Annotated in this window: 16 protein-coding genes; 7 read left to right on the top strand and 9 right to left on the bottom strand. The window is 53.7% G+C overall.

What is annotated here, in order from left to right; all coding sequences use genetic code 11:
- Nucleotides 1-113 precede the first annotated feature (113 nt).
- The 4 genes from ACT3XD_RS12185 to ACT3XD_RS12200 form a co-directional block, all read right to left on the bottom strand.
- The gene (locus ACT3XD_RS12185; RefSeq protein ID WP_192538195.1) at nucleotides 114-1034 is read right to left on the bottom strand and encodes a ketopantoate reductase family protein; all 921 of its coding nucleotides are present in this window, start codon (nucleotides 1032-1034) and stop codon (nucleotides 114-116) included.
- 576 nt (nucleotides 1035-1610) lie between these two features.
- On the bottom strand, nucleotides 1611-2144 hold the full coding sequence (locus ACT3XD_RS12190; RefSeq protein WP_192538196.1) for an invasion associated locus B family protein: 534 nt from the start codon (nucleotides 2142-2144) through the stop codon (nucleotides 1611-1613).
- A 129-nt stretch (nucleotides 2145-2273) separates the two neighbouring features.
- Nucleotides 2274-2405 (bottom strand): hypothetical protein, encoded by a 132-nt coding sequence (locus tag ACT3XD_RS12195; RefSeq protein WP_318782757.1) that lies wholly within the window; start codon nucleotides 2403-2405, stop codon nucleotides 2274-2276.
- A 169-nt stretch (nucleotides 2406-2574) separates the two neighbouring features.
- Nucleotides 2575-3888, bottom strand: coding sequence for a methyl-accepting chemotaxis protein (locus tag ACT3XD_RS12200; protein ID WP_192538197.1), 1314 nt, complete (start codon nucleotides 3886-3888; stop codon nucleotides 2575-2577).
- A gap of 261 nt (nucleotides 3889-4149) precedes the next feature.
- Here ACT3XD_RS12200 and ACT3XD_RS12205 point away from each other — a divergent pair, with 261 nt between their 5' ends.
- The gene (locus ACT3XD_RS12205; RefSeq protein WP_192538198.1) at nucleotides 4150-4896 is read left to right on the top strand and encodes a Crp/Fnr family transcriptional regulator; all 747 of its coding nucleotides are present in this window, start codon (nucleotides 4150-4152) and stop codon (nucleotides 4894-4896) included.
- 102 nt (nucleotides 4897-4998) lie between these two features.
- Here ACT3XD_RS12205 and ACT3XD_RS12210 read toward each other — a convergent pair whose 3' ends face one another.
- From ACT3XD_RS12210 to ACT3XD_RS12225, 4 genes are read right to left on the bottom strand one after another with little or no spacing between them, the layout of a single operon-like run.
- Nucleotides 4999-6309, bottom strand: coding sequence for an arsenic transporter (locus tag ACT3XD_RS12210; RefSeq protein ID WP_192538199.1), 1311 nt, complete (start codon nucleotides 6307-6309; stop codon nucleotides 4999-5001).
- A gap of 15 nt (nucleotides 6310-6324) precedes the next feature.
- A complete protein-coding gene (arsH, locus tag ACT3XD_RS12215) occupies nucleotides 6325-7053 on the bottom strand; it encodes an arsenical resistance protein ArsH (protein WP_192538200.1) in 729 nt (242 codons plus the stop codon).
- Complete coding sequence (arsC, locus tag ACT3XD_RS12220) at nucleotides 7053-7463, bottom strand: arsenate reductase (glutaredoxin) (protein ID WP_192538201.1); 411 nt, start codon at nucleotides 7461-7463, stop codon at nucleotides 7053-7055. Before arsC ends, arsH begins: the two co-directional genes overlap by 1 nt.
- 5 nt (nucleotides 7464-7468) lie before the next feature.
- Nucleotides 7469-7918, bottom strand: coding sequence for an ArsR/SmtB family transcription factor (locus ACT3XD_RS12225; protein WP_225736163.1), 450 nt, complete (start codon nucleotides 7916-7918; stop codon nucleotides 7469-7471).
- A 172-nt stretch (nucleotides 7919-8090) separates the two neighbouring features.
- Between ACT3XD_RS12225 and ACT3XD_RS12230 the strand changes: the two genes are divergently transcribed.
- Complete coding sequence (locus ACT3XD_RS12230; RefSeq protein WP_192538202.1) at nucleotides 8091-9077, top strand: AraC family transcriptional regulator; 987 nt, start codon at nucleotides 8091-8093, stop codon at nucleotides 9075-9077.
- A gap of 166 nt (nucleotides 9078-9243) precedes the next feature.
- On the opposite strand, the gene ACT3XD_RS12235 is transcribed toward ACT3XD_RS12230, so the two are convergent.
- On the bottom strand, nucleotides 9244-10683 hold the full coding sequence (locus ACT3XD_RS12235) for an FAD-binding oxidoreductase (RefSeq protein WP_192538203.1): 1440 nt from the start codon (nucleotides 10681-10683) through the stop codon (nucleotides 9244-9246).
- 342 nt (nucleotides 10684-11025) lie between these two features.
- On the opposite strand from ACT3XD_RS12235, the gene ACT3XD_RS12240 reads away from it, so the two are divergent.
- The 5 genes from ACT3XD_RS12240 (at nucleotide 11026) to ACT3XD_RS12260 (ending at nucleotide 17483) form a co-directional block, all read left to right on the top strand.
- Complete coding sequence (locus tag ACT3XD_RS12240) at nucleotides 11026-11187, top strand: hypothetical protein (RefSeq protein WP_192538204.1); 162 nt, start codon at nucleotides 11026-11028, stop codon at nucleotides 11185-11187.
- A gap of 437 nt (nucleotides 11188-11624) precedes the next feature.
- The gene (locus tag ACT3XD_RS12245; RefSeq protein WP_192538205.1) at nucleotides 11625-13922 is read left to right on the top strand and encodes a hypothetical protein; all 2298 of its coding nucleotides are present in this window, start codon (nucleotides 11625-11627) and stop codon (nucleotides 13920-13922) included.
- A gap of 188 nt (nucleotides 13923-14110) precedes the next feature.
- On the top strand, nucleotides 14111-15148 hold the full coding sequence (locus tag ACT3XD_RS12250) for a hypothetical protein (RefSeq protein WP_192538206.1): 1038 nt from the start codon (nucleotides 14111-14113) through the stop codon (nucleotides 15146-15148).
- A 51-nt stretch (nucleotides 15149-15199) separates the two neighbouring features.
- Nucleotides 15200-16003: a M48 family metallopeptidase gene (locus ACT3XD_RS12255; protein WP_192538207.1), complete on the top strand. Its 804-nt coding sequence runs from the start codon at nucleotides 15200-15202 to the stop codon at nucleotides 16001-16003.
- Between the two features lie 205 nt (nucleotides 16004-16208).
- Entirely contained in the window at nucleotides 16209-17483 is a 1275-nt protein-coding gene (locus ACT3XD_RS12260) for an O-acetylhomoserine aminocarboxypropyltransferase/cysteine synthase family protein (protein WP_192538208.1), read from the top strand.
- Nucleotides 17484-17629 lie beyond the last annotated feature (146 nt).

Here is a 17629-nt window from a genome sequence, read left to right on the forward strand (position 1 = left end):
CTACAAAATTATAAATATGCGATATTTCAAACCTGTAGTGCGGGTAACGAGGCACCCGCAGCGGCGGCCCGGCGCGAAAGGGCGGCGAAGCCGCCCCAACAACCCTGAACCGGCTAAAACCCCGCCTCCAACACCGCCAACTCACGATTCAACCCCCGTAAAACCTCACAACCTACTTCATGCCGCTCACCACTCCCAATCAACGGTCCTAAAATCGCCTCGCGCTCGGTAAGCCGCTTAGCCTCCACATCTTGCAGCATCGACGCCTTATTGTTCGCCGTCTTCTCAATAACGTCCCAAGCCAGCGCCAGCCAGTCATCCAAACCGCTGTCACCGTTAGGCGCCTGAACTCCTTCGGCCAACATAATTTCTGCCACTTCCTCAACTACCGCCTCAACGCGGCCTGCGTAAGCAGCGCAACGCAGCTCACCGTTACGAATTCCATTCAAAGCAACCAGCGGATTAATCGCCGCATTCACCGCCAGTTTCTGCCATAGGCGGCTACGAATATCATCTACCGCCGTGGCCGCAAGCCCTGCTTGAGCAAGCTGATGGGCTATCTGCTGAGCCAACGCAGCGTGGCGATTCTCCAGATCCCCCACAAACGTATGCCCATGCCCCGCATGCACCAAGTTTTTATCACCGGTTAGATAAGCGCCCTCCGTAGTTGTGGCACAAAGCACTGGCCCCGGCCAAAGCTCAGTCAGCCTCGGCTGAGCCAAAAAACCGTTCTGCCATAGCACCAGTGGGGTAGTTGTAGAAAGAATGCTCGCCACGCTTTCTAATGCCGCTTCAGCAGCCATCGCCTTGGTGGTGATATGCACACAAGTGGGCGGCGCTGGCGCCTTGGCTAACAGCTGCGATGTGGTTATCACGTTTAAGTGCTGGCTACGCGGCTCGGCTTCCGGTGTCGTTATCGTTTGCTGCGCAGGCAGCGCACGGCGACCGACGGATGTGACGTCAGCAAGAGGGGAGAGCGAATGGGCCAACAGGCGGCCGATCGCGCCAGGGCCGAGAATCCAGTGTGAGGTCATTGAGTATGTACTCAGCAGCGGTGTTGTCGATCAGCTTAGCTTGTTTGCTATGCAGAAATGAAGGCGAAGTGAGAGAGTTCAGAGAGACGTCTAATTGCTAATGACGATGCTTAGTATTATCTGCTGGCGTTAGGGCTAAGCCGATTTTGTGAATGTTAGTGAGGGTTTTAGCCGTAGCGCTTGTTAGGGCGAAGTACAACGACGAGGGCCGTAAGGTACTGTGCTTAATGCCCTATTTCGACCCAAAGTGAGCAAAGCTGGTTGCTGGGACGATTCAATCCCAAATGTCTTTCGGCTTCAGATGAGCCTTCTGGTCAAACAGCTTGCATAAGCGGATAGATGATCGCTTACAGCAAGTTGGACGAGAGCCCACCACCGTATCGACGTGCTGCGCATTGCGCTCGCCAAACACTTATGCATCGTTTGAGAATCCGACCACCGTACCGAAATGTTATGTGGTAGAACGCAGTTTGTGCTTTGACGACATGCCAGCAGGTGCAAACGTAAGCCTACTGGCAACGGCTGAATAGACTTGCCAACCCTTAAGAACCGACTGTGTCGGGCGGGGGGCTAAGATTAGCGAGCTATACGGGTGCTGGCGTCGGTAAAGCCGATCAGCGAAATATCTAGATCCATGCGCTCTCCGCGTGGATCAATAATGCTGAGGGTTGCCGTATTACCGCTGCGGAGTTGCTGCAACATCGATGGTTCAATAGGGGTGTCAGCACGGCACCCTTGCTCCTGGCAGACCTGATAGGGGAACTGGATTGGCTCACCGTTACCCACTTTCAATTGCAAGCCCGCGGCTAGACGTACCCCCAACGGCACGAAGAAGCTCATCACCGGGTCATCAATCTGGGGCGGATAGTCGAGAATTACCTGCATCAAAGGCTGGTCGCTATTAGGTCGAGTAATCAATTGCGACATCGCACAGGGGGTCTGACCCTCGGCATTACGCTGGCAACGGACCTCCCAATCCTGGAACGACTCGGTGGTGGCATTATTACCGGCAGCCGTGGCCGGTTGCTGTTGGCTGAAGGCATTGGGAGACAATACCAAGATCGATAATAGCCCCATCCTACAGAGGTGTTTAGTAAGATAGTGTGGCATTGGCGTAACCTCCTGTTGGTTCGCTGACGGTGGATAATAATAACTACCATGCACGCTTGTTCGCTTGAGGTCGAGTTCTTGGATGACGAAATCGTGGGCTACGTAGGTGAACTTAAAGCACTAGGCAGTTCATGCCGCCGATAACACCGGTAACCAAAGCGTCAAAGCAACCAGCGTTGCCAATATCACCGGCGGCGTGATCAGCAGGCCGATTTTCATATACTGGCCCCAGCCAAACGTGTATGCCTTGCCTGCTAGCACGTGTAGCCAGAGCAGTGTGGCAAGGCTGCCAATCGGGTGAACTTGGGGCTCAGGTCATTGCTGATGACGTTAGAGTAGATCATCAATTCCTGCGTTACGATGGGCACGTTCGTCGGATTATCACCGCAGACATTATTGAGTGGCGCTTGGAATGCTGGCGATGTTTTCGCTACTTCAATTCGTTAGAAAAACGCCGTACAGCGTCTACCACCTGTTTGGCACCTTCCTGAATCTCGACAATTACGGTGCCCGCTTGGCTTGCCAGTTCCAGGCCTTGCTCGGCTTCTTCTCGGGTGCTGAACATCTGGCGCCTGACGTCATCTGAAAGCACCTTGTTTTTCTCGACGACGCTTACAATCTCTACGGTGGCGGCACTGGTGCTGGCTGCCAACTTTCGCACTGCATCGGCAACCACGGCGAAGCCGCGCCCCTGTTCACCGGCTCTGGCGGCCTCGATAGCGGCGTTTATGGCCAGCAGGTTCGTCTGCACCGCAATACCGCCGATGGTTTGTACGATGGCATTAATCTGTAGTGATTGCTTGCTCAACGCATCAAGGCTTTCGGTAGCGGCCTCCATCTCCGAGGCTATCTGCTGCATGGTCTCGACCGTCTGCTGAACCACCGTAGCGCCCTTGGTGGCGCTTATGTCCGTTTGCTGCGAAACCTCAAAAGCAACGTTTGCGCCTTCGCGTACCTGGGCTTCGCGTGCCACTTGCTCGGTGACGACGCTGGCAAACTTTACGACCTTACAGAGGTGGCCATCAGCGTTGTAGACCGGATTATAGGTGGCCTCCAGCCACACTTCAGAGCCGCGGCTGTCGATCCGCTTGAAGCGATCCGCCACATACTCTCCGCTGTTTAGTTTTTCCCAGAAGGCCGTGTATTCGGGCGAGCCAACCTCCTCCTTTGTACAAAATAGGCGGTGGTGCTGGCCGGTTATTTGTTCAAGTCGGTAGCCCATGGCCTGAAGAAACTGCTCGTTTGCAGTGATGATGGTGCCATCAAGATTGAACTGGATAACGGCCGTGGATCGGAGCAGCGCCGCAATGAACGACTCGCTCTCTTTTGCACCTTCCACCTTGGTGGTTACATCGCGGCCATAACCCTGTACGTAAGAGAGCTTGCCGCTCATTCCTCGTATCGGAAGCCAATCGATATTCAGCCAGACAAGAGAGCCATCGGCACGTAAGTAGCGATAGTTGTCGTTAATTGGCGCGAGCGCTGCGATGGCTTGATTGAAATCTCGAAAACAGGGCAGCTTGGTGACATAGGTTGGCACAATTTCCGACATTGGCCGCCCTTGCAGCTGCTCTCGCTGGTAACCGAGGGCATCAGCAAAGCTCTGGTTCACAGAAGAGATAATGAAGTCGGCGTTCAATGTGATGGACAGCATTCCCCGGTCCATCTGGGCAGTCAACTGGCGGAGCATCGCTAACCCTCCACGCTGGTTTTCAGGTTCTTTTTTTAGACGCAGATTAAGCATCAGGAGACTCCGATAGACGATAACATTACTTATCGGCAGCCTGGGCAGGCTCTTGAGTCCTTTAGCGTATGTCGCAGTGATGACAACGGTGCGCTCTATCGGTTAACACTTCAGTCCCGCGCAACGAGGTGTTTGAATCATGCCTGTGATTTTTTTGCAACCGATTGATAATACATATAATTCATAACCTACGTTAGCTTGGTGAAGTAAGCAAATGTTTTAGAATAACGCTAATAAACCATTTGCCTAAGAGGTAACGGAGTGTCTCTCATTGATACAGAAGTGATGCGGGGCCTTAATACCCAAGGCGCTCTGTCTCATGAAGACAAAGCGCTATTGCTGGGCCTGGAGCTTACCCCTAGGTACATGTCAGCCAGCGAGGTGTTATGGCAGGAAAGGGAGGATACTGATCAATTCTGCGTGGTCAAGGAGGGCTGGGCATACTCTTATCGTAACTTGAAAAATGGTTCGAAGCAGATCTTCAATTTCTACCTGCCTGGCGATATCATCGGCATTCGCGATTTTGGCTTCACTCGCCGTCTGACAAGTGTGGCAATGATTAATAAAGGTGTGATTTGTCCATTCTCGTATCAGCAGCTTTTTGAACTCTTCGGGCGTTCGAGCTTAGCCGTTGGTATTGTGGCCACAGCAACGCGTCAGCAGGCGCAACTTTCCGAGCGGCTTATCTATCTCGGCAAGTATTCGGCCTACGAGCAATTGACACACTTTCTCTATGAAATTTATCTGCGACTCAAGCGTATCAAGGCCGTTGAGAACAATAGTTTCTTCATGCCGCTTACTCAGGAGCTGATTAGCGACGCACTGGGAATGAGTTCGGTACACGTAAGCCGTACTTTCTCGATGCTGCGTGAAGAGGGGCTGGTGATACGAAAGCGCCAGCATGTGATGCTGCCTGACCCTGAAGCGTTGGCGCGGTTAGTCGAATTTAATGACAGCTATATTGATGAATTCCTGCCTCCCTCATTTTCTGAGCTTTTAAAAAGTTAGTCCTTTAAGTTACAACAGAACTGCCTAAACGACCGTTCCATAACCGATACAGGAAGCTAGGAAGAAATGTTGTCTAACTTCCGTCACCAATCTCATTTCCATTCATACCGCTGACAATGCAGGAAGCCAGAATGCCAAAGCAATCAGCGTTGCCAGCAATACCGGCGGCGTAATCAGCAGGCCGATTTTCATATACTGGCCCCAGCCAATTTTGTATCCCTTGCCCGCTAGCACGTGTAGCCAGAGCAGGGTGGCGAGGCTGCCAATCGGGGTGAACTTGGGACCTAGGTCATTACCAATTACATTGGCGTAGACCATCAACTCCTGCGTTACCGCAGGCACGTTCGCTTGATCAATCGCCAGCGCACCAACCAGTGTCGAGGGCATATTGTTCATGACAGAAGCGACGATGGCGGAAAGGAAGCCGGTACCCAGCGTGGCGATAAAGTCGCCCTGTTGAGCCAGCCATTCAAGCGCCATCGCGCCATAGTTCGTCAGCCCTGCATTACCCAGCCCGTAAACGACGAGATACATGCCGATAGAGAACAGCACTATCTGCCAAGGGGCGCCGCGTAGCGCACCCGATACGGAGACGATGGCGCCACGGCCTGCTTGCCACCAGCGCCCGGCAATTGCCATTAGTAGAACGGCGGCCGTTCCGGTCACAAATGCGATGGGAATGCCCAGCGGGGCGGTCACGAAGTAGGCGATAAGAAGCGTTGCCAGCAGCGGAAACGCCACTCGAAAGATTAGCGGGTCCTTTATAGCTGAGCGCGGTGGGTCGAGGTTTTCGACGGCGTAGTGTTTAGGGATTCGGCGGCCAAAGGCTATCCAGAGTACGGCAAGCGTAGCTGTTATGGAAACCAGGTTCACCGGCACCATAACCGCCGCATAGCGATCAAAGCCAATATCAAAGTAGTTGGCACTGACGATATTAACGAGGTTAGAGATCACCAAGGGCAGGCTTGCGGTATCGGCGATAAACCCCGTCGCGATGATGAAGGCCAGCGCCGCAGGTGGTTCAAAGTTTAGGCGCAGCAGAATAGCGATCACAATGGGCGTTAGCAGTAGAGCGGCACCGTCATTCGCGAAGAAGGCGGCAATGATTGCGCCGAGTAACACGACCAGCGGGAAAAGCAGATGTCCGCGCCCATTACCCCAGCGCGCCACATGCAGCGCTGCCCAGGCGAAGAACCCCGCTTCGTCTAAAATCAGCGAAATAATGATCAGGGCAACAAACGTAAACGTGGCATCCCAGACGATGTCCCACACTACAGCGATGTCGGCTAAATGCACCACGCCCATAAGCAGCGCCACTAAAGCACCGCCCAGCGCACTCCACCCGATACCCAAACCTTTAGGCTGCCAGATCACCAGAACCAGGGTGATGACAAAAATGGCCAGTGCCAACATGAAAAGTACCTTACGTCAGTGAGTGTTTTGGTTAACGCGGCGAGAGAGTTCTTTAGCACTCTCGACACGCTCTGAATAGCGGTCGGTAAGATAGGCGGACCTGTCTCGCGTCAGCCAGGTGAATTTCACCAGTTCTTCACATACATCGACGATACGCATATAGAGAGGTGAGGGCTTCATGCGCCCAGCATCGTCAAATTCGGTAAACGCTTTGGGGACAGAGGATTGGTTAGGGATGGTGATCATACGCATCCAACGCCCGAGGATTCGCATCTGGTTGACGGCGTTAAAGCTTTGGCTTCCGCCAGACACTTCCATCACCGCCAGCGTTTTACCCTGAGTAGGGCGAACACCGCCCAACCATAGCGGTATCCAATCGATTTGCGTTTTCATAATGCCCGTCATCGCCCCATGGCGTTCGGGGCTGACCCAGAACATACCTTCAGACCATTGGGCAAGATCACGCAGCTCTCGTACCTTTGGGTGGTCGGCTTCTGAGTCGTCTGGTAGCGGTAAACCTGACGGGTTAAAGGTGCGTACCTCACAACCGTACCAGCGCAGCAATCTCGCCGCTTCTTCGGAGGCCAAGCGTGAAAAAGAGCGTTCGCGCAGAGAGCCGTAAAGCACCAGAATCCTGGGGGAATGACGCGGCGCATAGGGCCCCGTCAATACGTCCACGTCTATCGGCTGAAGCTTTTGCGGATCGATATTAGGTAGATCATCGAAACTGACTATGTGACTCATTACTGACTGCCCTCGAAATGCACGACGTCACCATCTTCTTTAGTAAACGTCGTTACTGGGTTGGCCAATAATTCGAGTACACGCTCTGAAGGGCGGCACAGGCGTGCGCCTTTTTCCGTTACCACGATGGGGCGGTTGATCAGGATAGGGTGAGCGATCATGGCGTCTATCAGTTGATCATCGCTTAACGCTGGATCATCGAGATTGAGTTCTTCAAAGGGCGTGCCCTTGCGGCGCAGTAGCTCTCTTGGGGTAATTGCCATCATTGAAAGCAGCTCGACAAGCCGCTCGCGGCTGGGGGGCGTCTTCAGGTATTCGATCACTTGCGGTACCTCACCGGATGCTTCGATGATGGCTAGCGTGTTGCGCGAAGTGCCGCAGGCGGGGTTGTGGTAAATCGTCGTTTTCAAAAGGGTTATTCCTTCTCTGTATTAAGAGAGCAGTCAGTGAAGGCCGTGAACAGCGGCTCGCAAACCTCGGGGTGGCCTGCACAACAATCGCGAATCAAAAAGCTGAGGGTTTGCTGCATATGTTCTAGATTGGCGCGATAAATAATCGAGCGACTCTGCCGATGAGAATTGACCCATCCCGCTCGTGCAAGCACTGAAAGATGCGTCGACATCGTGTTATGGGGCACAGCTAACTGACGTGCGATTTCCCCAGCAGGCAAGCCTTCGGGCTCGTGGCGTACCAGAAGCCTGAAGGCTTCGAGACGCGTTTCCTGAGAAAGGGCGCTGAAACTGGCGGTAACGTTTTTTATTTCCATATGTCTATTGTTGTGGACATATAGAAATAAAACAATCAGTTTTTTTGCGCACTGCCTAAATAGTTGGCGAGAACCGCATGGCGCGACGAAGTCGAGCATGCGATGGGCGCTACAAACCCGAGCGAATCGTATTACAGACAAGATGAGCGGCTTTGGATAATCCTGATGCATATGGATGAGGTAAATCATATGACGTTAAGACGCTATTCCGTCGTATCATCTTCTGTCAGGTCGTCTGCCCTTCGACCCGCGGTGCGAGTGAGGTAAGGATATGATCGATCACGACTTTCTTTCCGAAATGCTGTGCAGCGTTCGCCTATCCGGCGCGGTGTTCTTCGAGGTGGACGCGGCAGCGCCCTGGGTGGCTGCCGCACCGCCCAAAGAAAAAATTGCGCAAACAGTGGTATCTGGCGCACAGCATGTGATCGACTACCACGTCATTGTCGAAGGTAGCTGCTGGACTAGGCTGACTAATCCTGATAGCCAGCCGATTAAACTGGGTGCAGGAAGCGTGGTGGTATTTCCACAAGGCGACACCCATGTGCTTGCCAGTGATCCGGGCCTTGATGCTGAGCCGAACTTTGCTGCATTCGACGAAATCGCACGCGGGCGTTCACTGCCGTTCCACATTGACTTACGGGGCGGTGAAGTTGGTACCACTCGGCTCTTGTGTGGTTTCCTTGGCTGTGATGTGGCGCCTTTCAATCCGCTGATCTCGGCACTTCCCCGGGTCATTCATGTCCCGGATGGCTATGGCAGCGGCGAGGGATTCCTTGGGCATTTGATCGGCGCTGCAGTGCGCGAGACGCAAGCAACCGACGCTGGCAGCGATGGGATTCTGGTAAAGCTGAGCGAGCTCATTTTTATAGAGGTGATTCGGAGGTACGCGGCTTCCATGCCTTTGGATGCGGATGGTTGGCTCGCGGGTCTGCGCGATCCGGCGGTAGGCCGCGCATTACGCTTGTTGCATCGCGATTGTGCTCACCCCTGGACGGTTGCAGAGCTTGCGCGTGAGGCGGGAATGTCGCGCACCATTCTTTCTGAGCGATTCACCGCACTTCTGGGCATACCGCCCATGGCCTATCTCACGAGTTGGCGGATGCAGCGAGCGGCTAGTCTGCTTTGTGCCGGTACGGCAACGCTCGCCCAGATTACGGACGCGATCGGTTATGAATCCGAGGCCTCGTTCAGCCGTGCTTTCAAGCGGATGACAGGCCTCTCACCATCGCACTGGCGGCAGAACGCGCGGCATCGCTAACTGGCTCAGATGTTTGCGTGGCAAGAACGGTCTGACCTACCGTGCAAACGCCAACAGGCGCGCCATTGGTTGGGCAGTCAGTGCTAAGCCAGCGAAGCTTCAAGCTCCGCCGTTTTGTTCTGTCCAGAACACATGTCGAGGCTACCCTATAGGTATATTATGACCATCACCCGGCCAGCTGTATCTCGGCGTTGGGTAAGATATTTTGGTTGAGGCGGAACCGGTTCTCGGGGTCGTAGCAGGCCTTGACTGCTGTGAGCCGTGCATAGTTTGCGCCGTAAGCTTCAGCCACACGGGCGCTTTCTTCGGCTGGCATGAAGTTGACGTAGACGCCCGCTGAGTAAGGAGAAAGAGCCTCGAAAAGCCCACGCGCCCAATGCCGGGCTGCGTCGTCCTTTGTTGGATCTTGCCAGCGAGTGTGAATATTAACTACGTAATGGGGTCGGCGCTGAATGAAGGCGGTCTCATGCGGAGCGATGCGAGACATTGCCCCGCCCACATGAGCGACAAAAATCTCCGTTTCCGCATCGGGTAAGCGATCGACGGCCTCGATAAGCGCTTCGACTGCGGTGTCGGGTAGATTGAGCAAGTCGTGGGACTTCCAATAGTTGCGTGCGCCGGGGATCAGGAGCGGATCGAATATCTGCTGAAACTCGGCAAAAGGCTGAATGCCAGCCAGAAACGCGAGCGGGTTGTTGATCGCTCTAAGCGGCGCGATTAAGGCCTCTCCATCTTCGGGGTCGCCTGAATAGCAAAACGCCATCATCGCGATACTGGTGCCGTGCGATTCCTCGGGCAGGAAAGGCATCGGGGGTGCATTGCGCACCACCACCCATGCCGTCAACTCCTCCGTATCGCCTTCCATCAGTTCCCGCTGGAGAGCGAAGAGTTCCCGTGCCCGTATGAGCGGTAAGAAGAGTAAACCACACAGCAGGTTGGGTCGGACAGCCTTGGCCTGGAACTCGAAACGCGTGATGATGCCGAAGTTGCCGCCCCCACCGCGGATCGCCCAGAATAGGTCGGGGTTCTCGTCCGCTGTAGCACGCAGCCGTGCGCCATCGGCGGTGATGACATCGGCTGCAACGAGGCAATCGATGGTGAGCCCATGAGCCCGCGTCAGCCAACCGAAGCCGCCGCCGAGAGTGAGGCCTGCAATGCCGGTCGTCGAGTTTATTCCAACGGGTACCGCTAGTCCGTAGGGCCTAGTCGCCGCATCGAGATCTGCCAGCGATGCGCCGGGTCCCACCTGGACGCGGTGCGTCTCAGGGTTCACGTCGACGTTGTTCATTGTGGAAAGATCAAACATAAGGCCGCCTTCTGTCACCGCATTCCCCGCGATATTGTGTCCGCCGCCTTTGATGGAGATGAGCGCATCGGTCTGGCGTGCGAAGTTAACTGCCGCGGCGACATCGTTGGCGTCGGCGCAACATGCAATCAGAGCGGGCCGCTTATCGACCATCGCATTCCAGACACTGCGGGCCGTGTCGTAGTCTTCATCGCCAGGCAGCAGTAGCGGGCCGGACATATCGGCGCGTAGCGTCGTAATCATCTTGGCAGGGAGGCTTAGCGTCCTGCCATTGAGCGTCTTGAGAATAAAGTCGGTCATGGCTTTGATCCTTTTTCAGTCTCTTACCCGTTCGGCGCGCTGCCTGCTATAAGGTCAAGGATACAGTCGCGGCAGCAAGAAGAGTGGTCGTGTAGCGTTGCAAGAATGTTCTCTTGTTTCGATAAAATACGGGTAAGCGCCCATCGCTCTTCTACGCTAGAAGCGGTCAGGGCGGCGAACCATTGTCGATATCTATTTAAAGGACACGCCTTAAGCATACGAGTCGGCCGCATAACCAGGAATTGCCGTGCGTCCGGATGAAACTACCGTTCGTCCGGAATAGCAGAAATCGAGGGTCAATTTGCAAAGGTTAGTCACTGTCAGAATAGTGCTTGCACATTTATGCGCAGCATCCCGCATCATAAGCTGCACCCATCGATTTCGGGTGAAGCGGTGGTGGTGCGGATCAATGGCTGTTTTGTCGTTCGGGTAACCGCCTTTCGAGGCAAAGCGGTACTGTATTTTGATCAGAAAAACCTGTTTGATCAGTACAGGCATCACTAATAAGAACTAATCAACCGGTAGCTAGCTCGCGACTGCGACAGCGCGTTGCGGGCTCTATGGCAGGTCATGCTCTGCCGCTACGAGACCTGATCTGCACAGAGTATGGAAACCCTTTTTGTATTGAGCGATGTGTGAGAGCCGATTTTCAGACAGAACCAAAGGAGGTCTGTATCGCCAGCAGCTTCTGAATCGACGCTGCCCCTCGGTCTAATACCATCAATTGGCAAAACGATGATCGCAGCCGATGAGAGAATTGATCTTGATGATTCTAAAAATGGCGGCAATATTGACTAAAGTTGACCATCCCAGCGTTTAAGATATCAGCCGTGAGGTGGGAAGAACGGCAGTGGTTTAAAAGAACTCACCTGACAACGACCCCAATCGCAGCGTCATCGATAGCGACTGTTTTTTATTCGGACTCCGTTGGGAGATGTGCAGTGAAAAATCATGCAATGATTTTTTTGCGTTCAGGCGCAACTATCGCATTAATGACGGGTGCTCTGCTGGGGCTTCCCTCCTTATCACAAGCGGCAAGTATTGCATGCAGTGTGGCGACGCAGGAAACAGAAAAAGTACTGCAGTGCTTCAATGACGATGGCACACCAGCTCGTTTGCGTCCCCCCTTACGGGATACCGTCAATCTTGAGTTTGGCCTTTTTCTGTTGGGTTGTAACGTTTCAAAGATCGACGGCGATTTAAACGATGCAGACGAGGCCATAGCCTGCGTGCAGGCTATGTTCGGTTTGACGCCAGGACCGCTCTCGAGGGTAGACGCTAATCGGATCAGTTCCTTAGGTCGAGTGGTGCACAGCCGAGAAGATGCATTAAGGTACATGGCTACCCGAGGCTATCATCCCATTGAGGTCCAAGTAGCCCAGACCGAGGCACCTCCGCCTGCTGAACTGCAAGCATCAGCCGCAGCCGAACACGACTCGGAGTTTCCCTATTTGCCTCAAGATAAAGCTCGTTATTTCACCCGTATACTGCAAGGTGATGCGAGGGCGGGCAACTCGGCCAGCAATAAGATCGGCATCTACCTTGCCTTTCATAGAGCATTCTCTGCGTCCTGCCCCGTGGAGATAGGCGACGATTCGGCGGAATATACGCTTACGCGCGAAAGTGAACGACTGGGTCTTCGAGAGGCTGAGCAAATCCGGCTTCGCTCTACCGACTTGGATGAATTCTACCTCGCCGCTTCGATGCTGGTTCCGGTCGTTATACTGGAGTATGACGAAGACCCGACTAAGGACTTCGACATTCGCCGTATATATCAAATTCGCGTTGCAAACGATGCAGAAAACCAAGCAGCCTTCGCCCAGGTGCTGGCTCGGGAAGGTTGTCAATCTGACTTAACAGAGACTCTTAGCGCGGCGTTGTCTGAGAATTTACCTCAAATGTCTGCCAGCGCTGGCGAATCTACCGTATCAATGTACTTTCAAACAATCACCGGAGCGCGAAGCTTAAACGTCACGCTTAACTCTCCTTATGATCCAGATAGCATAAGAGCCACGAAAATTGTCAGCAGTTCGGACACTGGGCTCTTTCCGCTGGGGGGCGATTATGGCGGGCGAATGCTGTCCTATCTTGCATTAGGAGATTTTCCCGCTGCGCGTGGTGAGCATCGCAAACCTGCCGATGAGGTTATACGCCAGATTAGAGCGCTAGGGCCTGCAGGATACAATCCAGTCGCCGAGTTGTATGAATGGGGCTTCCAGAACAGTGCGAATTTCAGCCCGATGAGTGCGCTTATTACGTCCTATATCATCCGTAGGGTGCAGACGCTTGGCTCATGCGGAGATCCGCTTGTCACCGTCACCCGAAATTACGTCGAGATTGAGACGACGCGGGTGGGCGGGGTGGAAACCGGATCGCGCCAGGTCGGGAGTTTCTCCCGCGAAGCCATCGTTCCAGCAGCCTTCAAGCAAATCGTGGAACGAGCCGAGGACATTACACCTGGGGTAAATTCACGTGAGCTTGTCGATGGTGCGATCGAGAGGCTTACGTGCGATTCCGAGATGCGCAGAAACCTCGAAGCGAACATGATTGCCTTCAACAGCGGTGTAGAACCTGTGTGGGTAAATCCCGAGAGTAGGAGAACGTTTGGCTCCGACGAGAATAATGCTGAGGCAAGCCAGAGTGCATATATCTATACAAATTTCGATGCGGCTGTTGAACTCATTGAGAATGCGGCTCAGAAGAATGATTCACGGCTCTCGCTGCGTTACGGCTTGCCAAATAATTCTGATCGGTCTGCAGCACAATTGAACCTTCTTTTGATCGAAGATGTGCCAGCCATGGTTTTTGACACAAGCTATTTCGGCCGGAAGCCCGGTGGCCGTGATCCAGGCCGGATGGTGCGGTTGATAATGACATGTGCGGATAGCGGAGAGCTTGAGGTAAGCCAGTTCCTGTCCAGCACTCAACCGAACGATTTAGATCCAGATTCAATATACAATATAACCTATGGCGCATATGGGCTGAATGGTCAGTGGCCTATGACAGCGCATCTTGAAAGTGAAATCGCTAATAGTAATTCTTTCACCTTCGCTCGTTTCCGAGGGCGGATTGCAGCGGACGACACCACTTTTGTCGGGCTCCGACCAACGTCCAACTTCACAAGCTCACTGGCGATGCCGAATGGAAATTATCATCTGAGTTTTGGAGTCGACGGAGGCCGCGTCAATACGACTCTCGCACCTCTTATTGATCATTGCAGGTCGATTGAAACGCTGTGATGTCTTAATTCATATTAAGCATTGATCTCAGGATAGCTGGCCGTGAAGAAAGGAGTTGCAGAAGCGTCAATCGATCGAGAGTTTGATAAAGCGCCATAGTCATCACCTGGTTTCGAGAAGGTTCGACGTCTGCCGCAAAGCTCTAGTAAGCTGCTTGTTACTTTCAGCAGTCGGGAGAACCTTTTACCATGACGCACGCGACCATTTTGCAGCAGGGCACGATCCACTGTTTTCCTGCGGGACTGCGCGATGATCAAGGCAACTTGGTTAATGCCGAGGTGTCTGCCGTGCTTTACGACGGTAAGCGGCTTATTTTAGCCAGTGATAAGCCGATACCGGGGGAGGAGCGCTCGGCGATGTTTGCCATGCCGATGACCGGGCAGGGGCCGGATGACCGTCAGCTTGAGTACTTCACCATGCCGTTGATTAAACAGGCTATCAAGTACGAGGACCTCTCCCTGACGGCGGATGGACATCATGTTCTGGCCACCACAGGCTTTGATCGCATCGACAGTCAAAGCCATGACCTTAATGACTATAATCACTTGCTGATATGGCCGCTGGGCGAGCCTGACAAGGTGCAGGTGGTCGACCCTGATCCGCGGGATGGTGTAGAAGGTTCCTTGGAGCTTCGTCTCAAGCTCGATCAAGCGATTGGCTTTCCCTACTATAAAATCGAAGGACTGGCCGCAGTTCCCGGCGAGCGTGGCGATGGCTTGCTGCTGTTTGGTATTCGTGAGCAGGGACAGTCCCATGATGATTTCGCCTATGTGAGCCGTATCGTGGGCGCCCATTACGAGATTAGCGACAGTGGCAATCTGGTGTTCGTTGATGAAATGCGCGAGCACTACGTTTTCGACCCAGGCAGCCACCCCGAGGTCCGTTTTGATTGCGGCTTGTCGAGCCTGGAATATGATCCCTACCACGGACGCCTTTATCTGCTAAACAGCTTCGAGGTTGAGAGAGCCGGTGAAGAGCGCATCGGCGGATACTTGTGGGAAGTCAGCCTGGGTGATTTTCGCGCGCGCCGCGTGCCCACCCTTGTGACTACGCCTGCGGGATTGCCGTTGGAGTTTGAGCATAAGGCCGAAGGGCTTGCCGTATTGGATCATGATCGCCTGTTTGTGGCTTATGATAATGATCGGCACCTGGGGCTTGGTAGTATTGATGAGCGCGATGAACGACATGCCTGCGAAGCGCCTTATACGTTGCTTCACGTGTCTTAACCCAAGCGAATCTTTAGTCCATATAAAGCTCTAGACCAGGCGAAACTATCGATGCGTCGACGATTTCTGTTACACCTGTTGGCCATGTTGCCATTGGTATTTCTGACGGGCTGTGATGAGACGCCGACAGGGCGTGCCCAACTGGCGCTGGTGCCTCATAACATGATGGCGCAAATGGGCGAAGACGCCTTTGAGCAACTGCTAAAAAGCCAGCCGATATCACGCAATGCGGCCGTTAATAACTTGGTGCAGTGCGTGGTCCAAAAGCTAGTAACCGCCGCTGAAGTAAGCTATCCCGACCTCGATTTTCCTCAAGCCTGGGAAGTCGTTGTGTTTGAAGAACATTCTCCCAACGCCTTTGCGCTGCCAGGTGGGCGTATCGGTGTGCATAGCGGTTTATTGGATGTGGCCGAGACGCCCGCCCAGCTAGCGGCGGTGATCGGACACGAGGTAAGCCATGTGCTGGCGGATCATGGCAATGAACGGCTTACCCAACAGCTCGGCATAAAAGCCGTATTGATGTTGGTAGGTGTGATGGGAGAAGGCGATATGGGGCATCAACAATTGATGCAGGCGTTGGGCATTGGTGCCCAGCTTGGCATTAGTCTGCCGTTCAGCCGCACCCATGAGGAAGAAGCCGATTTGATGGGCCTAGCCATCATGGCTCGTGCCGGGTTTGATCCGCAACAGAGCGTGGTGCTATGGCGCAATATGGCCGCTTCCGGTAGCGGCCAGCCGCCTGAGTTTTTGTCTACTCACCCCGCCCACGCCTCTCGTATCAAGGCATTACAGCAAGGTTTGGAAGAAGCTACTGCAACCTACCAAACGGTTGCTCCTGCTGACTGTTCAGGTTAGTTGGCTGTCCAGGTTAGTTGAGTGTTCAGGTTAGTTGAGGTCAACCAAGCAAGATTGGCACCGTCTAAAGACATTCTGGCTAATCCCACCGATCGGTACTCACGGCATTAAGACTTGTCTTACGGTGTGGCTTTCGACTAAACGACGTTGGCCCGCTCGCTTAAGCTTCACTAAGATCAGGGCTACCTTTTTTAGGAGCTGCCTTATGAAACCTGAAACTATTGCCCTCCATCATGGATACACGGCTGATTCACAAAACGCCGTTGCGGTGCCGATTCATCAGACTACCTCGTTTTCATTTGATAGTGCCCAGCATGCAGCGGATCTATTTGATCTGAAAGTGGAAGGAAATATCTATTCTCGCATTATGAATCCTACCTGCGCCGTGCTGGAGCAACGTGTGGCTGCGCTGGAAGGCGGCCTTGCGGGCTTGGCGGTTGCATCGGGGATGGCGGCGATCACCTATGCCATTCAAACTATCGCCGAAGCGGGCGACAACATCGTCTCCATTAGCGAGCTGTACGGTGGCACTTATAATCTGTTTGCGCACACGCTACCGCGCCAGGGTATTCAGGTGCGCTTTGTCGATAAAGACGATATAGCAGGCATCGAAGCGTTGTTTGATGAGCGCACTAAAGCGGTTTTTTGCGAAAGCATTGGCAACCCCTCTGGCGGTGTTGTTGATCTGCGTGCGCTCGCCGATGTCGCTCACCGTCACGGGATACCGGTCATCGTGGATAACACCACTGCCACACCGTTTCTATGTCGGCCAATTGAGCATGGAGCGGATATCGTCATCCATTCGGCAACCAAATATATTGGCGGCCACGGCACCACAGTGGGCGGCGTCATTGTCGATTCAGGCAAATTTCCGTGGGCGGAAAATGCCCGCCGATTCCCGATGCTTAATGAACCGGATGTCTCCTACCACGGCGTTAGCTATACCCAAGATGTTGGCGATGCGGCCTTTATTACCCGTGCCCGGGTAGTGCCGTTGCGCAATATGGGAGCCGCGCTATCCGCTCAGGCGGCCTGGAACCTTCTTCAGGGGCTGGAAACATTGTCACTCAGGATTGAGCGTATCTGCGCTAACGCGCTGGCCGTGGCAAAGCACTTGGAAAATCATCCCCAGGTGGCGTGGGTGCATTACGCTGGCCTGGAAAGCCATCCAGATAATGCGTTAGCGCAGCGCTATATGTACGGCCATGCTTCGGGCATCCTTAGCTTTGGTATTAAGGGCGGCCAAGCCGCTGGCGAGCGTTTTTATGATGCATTGGCGCTTATTCTGCGGCTAGTGAATATCGGTGATGCCAAGAGTTGCTCCTCTATTCCAGCGTCTACTACGCATCGTCAGTTGAATGATCAAGAGCTAAAAGCGGCAGGCGTCACTCCTGATATGGTGCGGCTGTCGATAGGTATCGAGCATATTGATGATCTGATCGCTGATATCGATCAGGCGTTAGCGACTTCTCAAAACTAGCGGTGTGTTTTAGCGCGCTGGGTCGCTAGGATGATAACTCCCGGCGCGTGTTTCTCGATACACTCGTGAATCCTTTGCACAAGCAGGTCGGCTTCTAAGAAAACCTGCTTAAAATCTTAGCCACAGCCTAAGCCGCTTGCCGCCTA

The sequence above is a fragment of the Halomonas sp. AOP7-B1-5 genome (assembly GCF_052353045.1).
Classification (GTDB): Bacteria; Pseudomonadota; Gammaproteobacteria; order Pseudomonadales; family Halomonadaceae; genus Vreelandella; species Vreelandella colorata.

What these genes read in the sequence shown, in the direction of transcription:
- ACT3XD_RS12185 (WP_192538195.1), bottom strand. Translation starts at nt 1,034, where the DNA reads ATGACCTCACACTGGATTCTCGGCCCTGGCGCGATCGGCCGCCTGTTG.
- ACT3XD_RS12190 (WP_192538196.1), bottom strand. Translation starts at nt 2,144, where the DNA reads ATGCCACACTATCTTACTAAACACCTCTGTAGGATGGGGCTATTATCG.
- ACT3XD_RS12200 (WP_192538197.1), bottom strand. Translation starts at nt 3,888, where the DNA reads ATGCTTAATCTGCGTCTAAAAAAAGAACCTGAAAACCAGCGTGGAGGG.
- ACT3XD_RS12210 (WP_192538199.1), bottom strand. Translation starts at nt 6,309, where the DNA reads ATGTTGGCACTGGCCATTTTTGTCATCACCCTGGTTCTGGTGATCTGG.
- arsH (WP_192538200.1), bottom strand. Translation starts at nt 7,053, where the DNA reads ATGAGTCACATAGTCAGTTTCGATGATCTACCTAATATCGATCCGCAA.
- ACT3XD_RS12225 (WP_225736163.1), bottom strand. Translation starts at nt 7,918, where the DNA reads ATGCTCGACTTCGTCGCGCCATGCGGTTCTCGCCAACTATTTAGGCAG.
- ACT3XD_RS12230 (WP_192538202.1), top strand. Translation starts at nt 8,091, where the DNA reads ATGATCGATCACGACTTTCTTTCCGAAATGCTGTGCAGCGTTCGCCTA.
- ACT3XD_RS12235 (WP_192538203.1), bottom strand. Translation starts at nt 10,683, where the DNA reads ATGACCGACTTTATTCTCAAGACGCTCAATGGCAGGACGCTAAGCCTC.
- ACT3XD_RS12240 (WP_192538204.1), top strand. Translation starts at nt 11,026, where the DNA reads ATGCGCAGCATCCCGCATCATAAGCTGCACCCATCGATTTCGGGTGAA.
- ACT3XD_RS12250 (WP_192538206.1), top strand. Translation starts at nt 14,111, where the DNA reads ATGACGCACGCGACCATTTTGCAGCAGGGCACGATCCACTGTTTTCCT.
- ACT3XD_RS12255 (WP_192538207.1), top strand. Translation starts at nt 15,200, where the DNA reads ATGCGTCGACGATTTCTGTTACACCTGTTGGCCATGTTGCCATTGGTA.
- ACT3XD_RS12260 (WP_192538208.1), top strand. Translation starts at nt 16,209, where the DNA reads ATGAAACCTGAAACTATTGCCCTCCATCATGGATACACGGCTGATTCA.